The sequence below is a fragment of the Promicromonospora sp. NPDC060271 genome, assembly GCF_042726755.1.
In the GTDB taxonomy this organism is placed as follows: Bacteria; Actinomycetota; Actinomycetes; order Actinomycetales; family Cellulomonadaceae; genus Promicromonospora.
This window is the reverse complement of sequence record NZ_JBHXBG010000223.1, coordinates 1-8,043: the sequence shown is the minus strand read 5'-3', so window position 1 is coordinate 8,043 and position 8,043 is coordinate 1. Positions and strand designations below refer to the sequence as shown.

The window sequence follows — 8,043 nt, the reverse complement described above, 5'->3', positions numbered from 1 at the left end:
GTCCGAGGCCGCGGGGCTCGCCCCCCGCGCTCTCGGACACACGCTCTACCTCGCGGAACCCCCGTCGGGGGATCAGCCGCCGAAGAGCGGCGCGATCACCTTGACGAGCTCGTTGCCGCCGAGGACCAGGAACATCACGGCCACCAGGGCGAGGACCACGTTGACCCACCAGCGGTTGCGCCACCGGGCCGGCACCGCCTTCGAGTTCATCAGGATCAGCAGCGTCAGCGCCAGGAAGGGCATGAACAGCGAGCCCAGCGCACCGTAGAGCACGACAAGCAGGATCGGCCTGTCGAGGAACAGCAGCGCCATCGGCGGGAACGTCAGCCACAGGATGTAGGCGCGGTAGTACGTGCCGCCGGCGCCGCGGCGGCGGTCGTCGCCGGGCAGGCCCCGCATCGTGGCGACGAAGTCCGCGAACATGAGCGACACCCCGTGCCAGACGCCGAGCACCGACGAGAACGTCGCGGCGAAGAACCCGACGAGGAACAGCGGCGCCATGAACGCGCCGTACCGCTGTGCGAGCACGTCGGCGAGGTCGATGAGCCCCTCCTCGCCGTCGGCGACGGCCATGCCGGCGGAGTACAGCAGCTCAGCGCCCACGATGAGCATGGACACCACGAAGATGCCCGACATGATGTAAGCCCACGCGTTGTCGAGCCGCATCACGCGCATCCAGCGGGGTGTGTCCCAGCCCTTCTCGGTGAGCCAGTAGCCGTAGGCGGCCAGGGTGATGGTGCCCCCGACGCCGCCCGCGAGACCCAGCGTGTTCAGGACCGCGCCCTCGGGGATGACCGGCACGAGGCCTGCCGCGATCTCGCCGAGGTTGGGCGTCGTCATCACAGCCGAGCCCACGACGGTCACGAACATGACACCGATGAGGACCGCCATCACGTTCTCGAACGGCTTGTACTTGCCGAACCAGACGAGCAGCAGGCCCGCGACCCCGGAGAGCATCGCCCAGTACCGCACGTCGACGGCCGGGAACAGCCCGTTCAGCGCGAGACCGACACCGGACATCGCGGCGGCGCCGTAGCTGAAGCCCCAGACCACCACGTAGATGCCGAAGTAGACGACGGCCCACAGGCCGAGCCCCTTCCAGCCGTCGAAGATGGTGCGGCCGGTCGCGAGCGTCCAGCGTCCGGCGCCCTCGACCAGGGCGATCTTCACGACGACGCCGAGGATCACCGCCCACAGCAGCGCGTAGCCGTAGTTGCTGCCCGCGACCATCGTGGCGACGAGGTCGCCGGCGCCGATGCCGGTGGCGGCGACGACGAGGCCGGGGCCGATGATCTTCCAGCGTGGCCGTTCGAGGGCGCCCTCGTACCCCGCCCCGGTCCGCTCGCCCGACGACGGTGGGTCCTCGATCATCCCCTGTGAAGTGACCTCATTGTCCTTTTCCATGGCGAGACTGTACCCAGGCTTTCACCCGCCGGACAGAGTATGCAATCGTCCGTGTCATGACCTCCGCACCGCCTGTCCCGCCGCCGTCCGACCCGGCTCGCTTCTCGCCCCCCGTCGCCGGGACGACCCGGCCCGACCTCCAGGGCACGTTCGGGATGGTGGGCTCGACCCACTGGATCGCCACCGCGAGCGCCCAGGCGGTGCTCGAACGGGGAGGCAACGCGTTCGACGCGGCGGTCGCCGGTGCGTTCGTGCTCCACGTCGTCGAGCCGCACCTCAACGGGCCTGGCGGCGACATGACGGGTGTCTTCGTCACCGCCGACGCGCCGTCGGCCCCGCGTGTGCTCATGGGCCAGGGGCCTGCCCCGGCAGGCGCCACCATCGAGCACTACCGGGCAGAGGGGCTCGACCTCGTGCCCGGTTCGGGGGCGCTGGCGGCGGCTGTGCCCGGCGCGGTCGACGCCTGGCTGCTGCTCCTGCGCGACCACGGCACCTGGGAGCTCGGCGACGTCCTGGCCCACGCCATCGGGTACGCCCGCGACGGCCACCCCGTGCTCGGCCGGGTCAGCTCGACCATCTCCATGGTCAGCGACCTGTTCCGGGACCACTGGCCCACCTCGGCCGCCCGCTGGCTGCCCGACGGCGCGGCTCCTGCCCCCGGCACGCTCGTGACCAACCCCGAGTACGCCGACCTGCTGGAAGCGGTCGTCGCGGCGGGCTCCGGGGCGGCGAGCCGCGCGGAGGCCATCGACCTCGCCAGGGTGGCCTGGCGCGAGCGCGTGGGCGCGGCGGTCGAGGCGTTCGTGCGCACCCCGCACCGGCATGCCGACGGCGGCGACCACGCGGGCGTCATGACCGCCGCCGACGTCGCCGGCTTCGAGGCCTCCTACGAGGAGGCGTGCACCGTGACGTTCCGCGGGTACACCGTGGCCAAGACCGGTGCCTGGGGGCAGGGCCCCGCCATGCTGGCGGCCCTCAAGATCCTCGAGGGGTTCGACGACGGGGCGCTCGACCCGTCCACCGAGCTCGGCGCCCACACGGTCCTCGAGGCCCAGAAGCTCGCGATGGCGGACCGCGACGTCTGGTACGGCGACCCGGCGGCCGACGACGTGCCGCTGACCTACCTGCTCAGCGAGGACTACGCGGCCCGCCGCCGGGCGCTCGTGGGCGACACCGCGAGCCACGAGGTGCGCCCCGGCGACGTCCCCGGCCGCCCGACGCCGCCCGTGCCCACGCTGCGCACCGAGTACGCGACGAGCGCCCCGGCCGGTTCACTGCCGGGTGCGCCGACGGGCGGTCCGGCCGCGGGCGTCGGCGAGCCGACGGTGCCCGCCCCGGTGGTCGAGCCCGACTCCCCCGAGCACACCGGTGCCACCCGCGGCGACACGTGCCACATCGACGTCGTGGACCGCTGGGGCAACATGATCTCGGCCACGCCGTCGGGCGGCTGGCTGCAGTCCTCCCCCACGGTGCCCGGCCTCGGCTTCTGCCTGGGTACGCGGCTGCAGATGACGTGGCTGGACGAGGCGTCGCCGTCGGCCCTGGTACCCGGACGGCGGCCGCGCACGACGCTCACGCCCACGCTCGTGCTGCGCGACGGCGAGCCGCTGATCGCGCTCGGCTCCCCGGGCGGCGACCAGCAGGACCAGTGGCAGCTCCTGTTCCTGCTGCGCGTGCTCGTCGGCGGGTACACGCCGCAGCAGGCGATCGACGCGCCGGCCCTGCACACGACGTCGTTCCCCGGCTCGTTCTGGCCCCGGACCTGGACGCCGGGCGGCGCCGTGGTGGAGGACCGGCTCGGTGACGACGTCATCGCGGGGCTGGAGCGTCGCGGGCACGTGGTGACCCGGGCCGGCGACTGGTCGCTGGGGCGGCTGTCCGCCGTGACCCGCGATCCCGCCACCGGGTTGCTGGGGGCCGGCGCCAACCCGCGAGGCGCGCAGGGATACGCCGCGGGCCGCTGAGCGACGCCGGCGCCGTTACCGTGGGCAGGTGCCGACGAAGAGGTTTCCCCAGCGCGTCTACCGGGACGGCGAAGAGCCCGACCCCCGGTTCAGCCTCGCCAACGAGCGCACGTTCCTGGCCTGGCTGCGGACGGCGCTCGGGTTGTACGCGGGCGCGTTCGCGCTCGAAGCGCTCTCGCTGCCCGCGGCGCCCGGCTGGCGTGTGGCCGCTGCCGGTGTCTTCCTCGTGCTGGGCACGGTCGCCGCGGTGCAGGCCTGGCTCGGCTGGGCCGCCACCGAGACGGCGCTGCGCCTGGGCCGGCCGCTGCCCGGCCTCGCCGTGGGCGGGCTGCTCGTCGTCGGCATCGTCGTCGCGGTCGCGCTGGTGACCATCGGGCTGTTCGTATGAGCCGGGCGACCTCCGAGGACGGCGTCTACGACTCCGGCCTGCAGACCGAACGCACCCTGCTCGCCTGGCGCCGCACATGCCTCGCCTTCGGCGTGGCCAGCCTCGTCGCCATGCGCTTCACGGTGGAGGCCGCCGGCGTCGCTGCCGTCTTCGCCGGCGTGACCGGCGCCGGCCTGGCGGTCGCCGCCTACGTCGCGGCCGCGATCGGCTACCGCCGCGCCAACACCGCGCTGCACACCACCGGTTCCCTCGACCACGGCGCAGCGCCCATCGCGCTTGCCACGGCAGCCGCCCTGGTCCTCGGTGCCGCCTGTGCGGGGTACGTCGTCCTGGGCGGGCTGTCCGGCTAGAACGTCCGGTGGGTCCAGCGGCCCGCCAGCAGGGTGCCGGCCACCGGCATCTTCCGCAGCGCGTCCGTCGCGCCCGCGGCCCCACCACCGTCGACGTCGACCTCCAGGGGGTCCGCGTCCAGGACCACCAGGTCCGCCGGGCCGCCCGCCGTCGGGTACAGCCCGTGCCCGTCCGTCGAGGCCTCCAGCGCCGTCCGCAGCCCGATCCGCTGCTCGGGGTGCCACGAGTCGCGCCCGTCCCTGGAACGGCTGACGGCCGCCGCGACGGCGACCCAGGGGTCCAGAGGCGCGACCGGGGCGTCCGAGCCGAGCGCGAGCACCGCCCCGGCGTCGGCGAGGGAGCCGTACGGGAAGGCCCGCCCGGTGCGGCCGGCCCAGTGCCGGTCGGCGACGTCCCGGTCGTCCATGGCGTGCTCGGGCTGGATGGAGGCGATCACGCCGAGCTCGGCGAACCGCCCCAGGTCGGCCGGATCGAGGAGCTGGGCGTGCTCGACCGAGCCGCGCGCGCCCGTCGCGTCGAACGCGTCCAGCGCGAGGGAGTTGGCGTGGTCCCCGATCGCGTGGATCGCGCACCGCAGCCCGCCGTCGTGGGCGCGCTTCATGAGCGGGACCAGCTCCTCGGGCGGCACCGACAGGATCCCGTGCGCCTCGGGCCCCGTCAGGCCGGGGTAAGCGTCGTGGCAGTAGGCGGTGCGGGTGTTGAGCGAGCCGTCCGTGACCACCTTGTACGGGCCCTGCTCCAGCAGGCCGCCCGTGCCGGGCAGCACGTCGCCGGTACGCAGTCCCGCGGCGAGGACGTCGTCCAGCCAGGGCGTCCAGACGCCCGCCCGGACGCGCAGCGCGTCGAAGCCGCCGGCGAACCGGCGGCGCCAGGCTGTCAGGTTGTCGGTGATCTCCAGGTCGACGACGCCGACCACGCCCCGGGTCGCTGCGGCAGCGGCGGCGTCGGCCACCCAGGTGTCGGCGAGCTCGTCCGCGACCTGGTCGACGGCGGCCGCCAGCGGCAGCCACTCGCTCTCCCGCAGCACGCCGGTGGGGTGCGTGTCGCCGAGCCCCTGAGCGCTGCCGACGTACCGCAGGCCGGCGCTGCTGAGCCACGCGCAGTGCAGGTCGCCGGACACGAGGACGACCGGGACGTCGCCTGCCACCTCGTCGAGCAGCGCGGCGGTCGGGACGTCCGGCCACAAGCCGTCCCGGAACCCGTAACCGATGAGCGCGGCGCCGGGCTCGAGCGTGCCCTCCTCGAGGCGGGCGCGCACGAGCGACGCCGCCTCTGCCGCGGAGCCGGCTCCCGACAGGTCGAGCCGTCTGCGCACCAGGGCCCACTGCGTGAGGTGGACGTGCTTGTCCCACAGACCGGGCAGGACGGTACGGCCGGCCAGCTCGACCCGCTCCACCGGCCCGACGTCGAGCGTGCCCGCCGGTCCGACGTCCGCAACGCGCCCGTGGCGCAGCAGCAGGTCGACGGGGTCCGTGCGGCCGACCAGGCGGGCACCGGCCAGCAACAGCTCGTCCGCGCGGCTCACGACCGGCCCGGCCTGCGGTCGAGCTCGGCCCGCATCTCCGCTGCGAGCGCCGGCTGCGCGTAGTGCGGGTCGGACTCCAGCGCCGCCACCACACGTTCCGCGACGGCACGCGGCTTGTCCTGGCTGAGCTTGGCCTTGCCCTGCCATCCGGTGACCCGCAGGCGGAACCCCGCGGCGCCCTTGGCGATGCGCCGCGCGTACTCCTCGACCCGGGGCAGCCGGACAGGATCGGGCATGACCGACTCGTACGCGTCGACCGTGTCGGACAGGATCGCGTACGACTCGTCGGGCCCGAGCAGCTCGACGGCGCAGCGCAGGTGGACCGCAACGTAGTTCCACGTCGGCACGGCCGGGGTCAGGTCGTACCAGCCGGGCGACACGTAGCCGTGCGGCCCCTGGACGATGAGCAGCGACTCGCGTCCGCTGTCGAGCCCGTGCAGCACCTCGTCGGGCCGGCCGACATGGCTGAGCAGGCACATCGGCTCCCCCGGCGGCGTGTCCTCCAGCAGGACCGGCACGTGGGAGGCGACGGGCGCGCCGTCGTCGGCGACCGAGACCAGGGTGGCCCAGCCGTGGGTGCGGACGAGCTCGCGCACGCGAGCCTCGTCCTCGATCGTGTAGTCGCGGTTGTCGATCACAGGGTCATCGAACCATCACGGGCACCCGGCCGGGCCGCACCCGGGGGACGAAAGCACCGCCGGGCGAAACGGCACGTTTCGCGTTCGTATCTTCTTCGCGGATCCGATGGCAATCCTCGCCAGGACGCGTAGGTTGCCCTACGGGCCCCGCACGGGGGCTCCTACGTCACACCCAGGAGAGTGAACATGCGCATCTCCCACTCCCGCAGAGCACTGGCCGTCGCCACAGCGACGGCGCTCGCGCTCAGCGCGTTCGGCAGCGCAGCCGGAAACGCGGCCGACGAGCCGGAGTCGACGCCCGTCCCGATCGTCACGCCGGACGGGGCCCTGTTCTCGTACGTCGTGAACACGGAGCGCGCCGGCGCTCAGGACACCATCCTCGCGGTCAGGGCGATCAAGCGGGCCGACGGCGTCGTCGTCCAGGCTTGGCCGCAGATCGGCGTGATCGTCGTCCACTCCGCGAACGGGTCGTTCCGCGAGGACGTGCTCGCGGCGGACCGCGTCGGCGTCGTCGAGTCCGTCGGCGCCACGCGCACCGTCTCCCCCACGGAGGGCACGCCCGGCGCCGAGACCGCCGCCGGGGCCAAGCAGAGCAAGACCGTCGTGGGCAAGGCGAAGAAGGACTCGACCGGCTGGACCGTCGACGAGCCGGCCGGCACCACCGCCGTCCCCGACCCGGGCGAGGCGACGCAGTGGGACATGACGATGATCAAGGCCGACCAGGCCCTGGAGATCAACCCCGGCTCGTCCGACGTCGTCGTCGGCGTGCTGGACTCCGGGATCGACGCGTCGCACCCGGACCTGGCCAGCCAGGTCGACGCCGACCAGTCGGTGAACTGCTCCGACGGCGGTAGGCCGGACACCTCGGCGACCGGCTGGCTGCCGACGACGTCGGACCACGGCACGCACGTCGCCGGCACCATCGCCGCGGCGCAGAACGGCGTCGGCATCGTGGGCGTGGCCCCGGGCGTTCGGATGGCCTCGGTCAAGGTGGTGAACGACGACGGGTACATCTACCCCGAGTACGCGGTCTGTGGCTTCGTCTGGGCGGGCATGCACCGCATGGACGTCACGAACAACTCGTACTACGTCGACCCGTTCATGTACTGGTGCGAGGACCAGCCCGACCAGGCAGCAGCCAAGGAGGCCGTGCGCCGCGCGGTCGACTTCTCGACGAAGCGTGGCGTCGTGCACGCCGCCGCGGCGGGCAACGCGGCCACCGACCTGGCCAACAACACCACCGACGCGTCGAGCCCGAACGACTCGACCGCCGTGAACCGGGTGATCAACTCCGACTGCGAGGACATCCCCGCGGAGCTGGACGGCGTCGTGACGGTCTCGTCCCTGACCCAGGCGACGAACCTCAGCTCGTTCTCGAACCGCGGCCTCGGCAAGATCGACGTCTCCGCCCCGGGCAGCGCGATCCTGTCGACGGAGCTCGACGGCACCTGGGACCTCAAGAGCGGCACGTCGATGGCGTCCCCGCACGTCGCGGGCGTGCTCGCGCTCCTGAAGTCGGCGCACCCGCGCTGGAGCCCGGCAAAGCTGGAGGCGGCCGTCCGCGACCAGGCCGACGACCACGAGTGCACCACGACGACGGCCGGACCGCCGTGCGTGGGCACTCTGACGGAGAACAGCTTCTACGGCGACGGCATCACCGACGCCCTGGACGCCGTGACGCTCAAGTAGCACCTCCGTTGTGTTGGGGGGATTAGCCCCGCAAACCCCCCGGAAAATGGGCATAAAACCCCCAAAAAACCAAACCGGGCAAGA

Annotated in this window: 7 protein-coding genes; 4 read left to right on the top strand and 3 right to left on the bottom strand. The window is 73.3% G+C overall.

Annotated features, from left to right (window positions below; all coding sequences use genetic code 11):
- Positions 1-72: 72 nt before the first annotated feature.
- The gene (locus tag ACFWE2_RS23355; protein WP_377226599.1) at positions 73-1,404 is read right to left on the bottom strand and encodes an Nramp family divalent metal transporter; all 1,332 of its coding nucleotides are present in this window, start codon (positions 1,402-1,404) and stop codon (positions 73-75) included.
- A 155-nt stretch (positions 1,405-1,559) separates the two neighbouring features.
- Between ACFWE2_RS23355 and ACFWE2_RS23350 the strand changes: the two genes are divergently transcribed.
- Genes ACFWE2_RS23350 through ACFWE2_RS23340 form a run of 3 tightly spaced genes read left to right on the top strand, consistent with a single transcriptional unit; the run spans position 1,560 to position 4,106 of the window.
- On the top strand, positions 1,560-3,368 hold the full coding sequence (locus tag ACFWE2_RS23350; RefSeq protein ID WP_377226600.1) for a gamma-glutamyltransferase family protein: 1,809 nt from the start codon (positions 1,560-1,562) through the stop codon (positions 3,366-3,368).
- A 28-nt stretch (positions 3,369-3,396) separates the two neighbouring features.
- Complete coding sequence (locus tag ACFWE2_RS23345) at positions 3,397-3,756, top strand: YidH family protein (RefSeq protein WP_377226598.1); 360 nt, start codon at positions 3,397-3,399, stop codon at positions 3,754-3,756.
- Positions 3,753-4,106 (top strand): DUF202 domain-containing protein, encoded by a 354-nt coding sequence (locus tag ACFWE2_RS23340; RefSeq protein ID WP_377226597.1) that lies wholly within the window; start codon positions 3,753-3,755, stop codon positions 4,104-4,106. The genes ACFWE2_RS23345 and ACFWE2_RS23340 overlap by 4 nt, the downstream gene beginning before the upstream one ends.
- On the opposite strand, the gene ACFWE2_RS23335 is transcribed toward ACFWE2_RS23340, so the two are convergent.
- Positions 4,103-5,632 carry an amidohydrolase gene (locus ACFWE2_RS23335; protein WP_377226596.1) on the bottom strand — a complete coding sequence of 510 codons (1,530 nt, stop codon included), beginning with the start codon at positions 5,630-5,632 and terminating at the stop codon, positions 4,103-4,105. The two genes, ACFWE2_RS23340 and ACFWE2_RS23335, sit on opposite strands and share 4 nt — an antisense overlap.
- Positions 5,629-6,270: an FMN-binding negative transcriptional regulator gene (locus tag ACFWE2_RS23330; protein WP_377226595.1), complete on the bottom strand. Its 642-nt coding sequence runs from the start codon at positions 6,268-6,270 to the stop codon at positions 5,629-5,631. Before ACFWE2_RS23330 ends, ACFWE2_RS23335 begins: the two co-directional genes overlap by 4 nt.
- A 186-nt stretch (positions 6,271-6,456) precedes the next feature.
- On the opposite strand from ACFWE2_RS23330, the gene ACFWE2_RS23325 reads away from it, so the two are divergent.
- Positions 6,457-7,959, top strand: coding sequence for a S8 family serine peptidase (locus ACFWE2_RS23325; RefSeq protein WP_377226594.1), 1,503 nt, complete (start codon positions 6,457-6,459; stop codon positions 7,957-7,959).
- The last annotated feature ends 84 nt before the right edge of the window (positions 7,960-8,043 follow it).

Bases quoted from the DNA above. Each gene is read 5' to 3' on its own strand.
- ACFWE2_RS23325 (WP_377226594.1), top strand. From the start codon at position 6,457: ATGCGCATCTCCCACTCCCGCAGAGCACTGGCCGTCGCCACAGCGACG.
- ACFWE2_RS23340 (WP_377226597.1), top strand. From the start codon at position 3,753: ATGAGCCGGGCGACCTCCGAGGACGGCGTCTACGACTCCGGCCTGCAG.
- ACFWE2_RS23355 (WP_377226599.1), bottom strand. From the start codon at position 1,404: ATGGAAAAGGACAATGAGGTCACTTCACAGGGGATGATCGAGGACCCA.
- ACFWE2_RS23350 (WP_377226600.1), top strand. From the start codon at position 1,560: ATGGTGGGCTCGACCCACTGGATCGCCACCGCGAGCGCCCAGGCGGTG.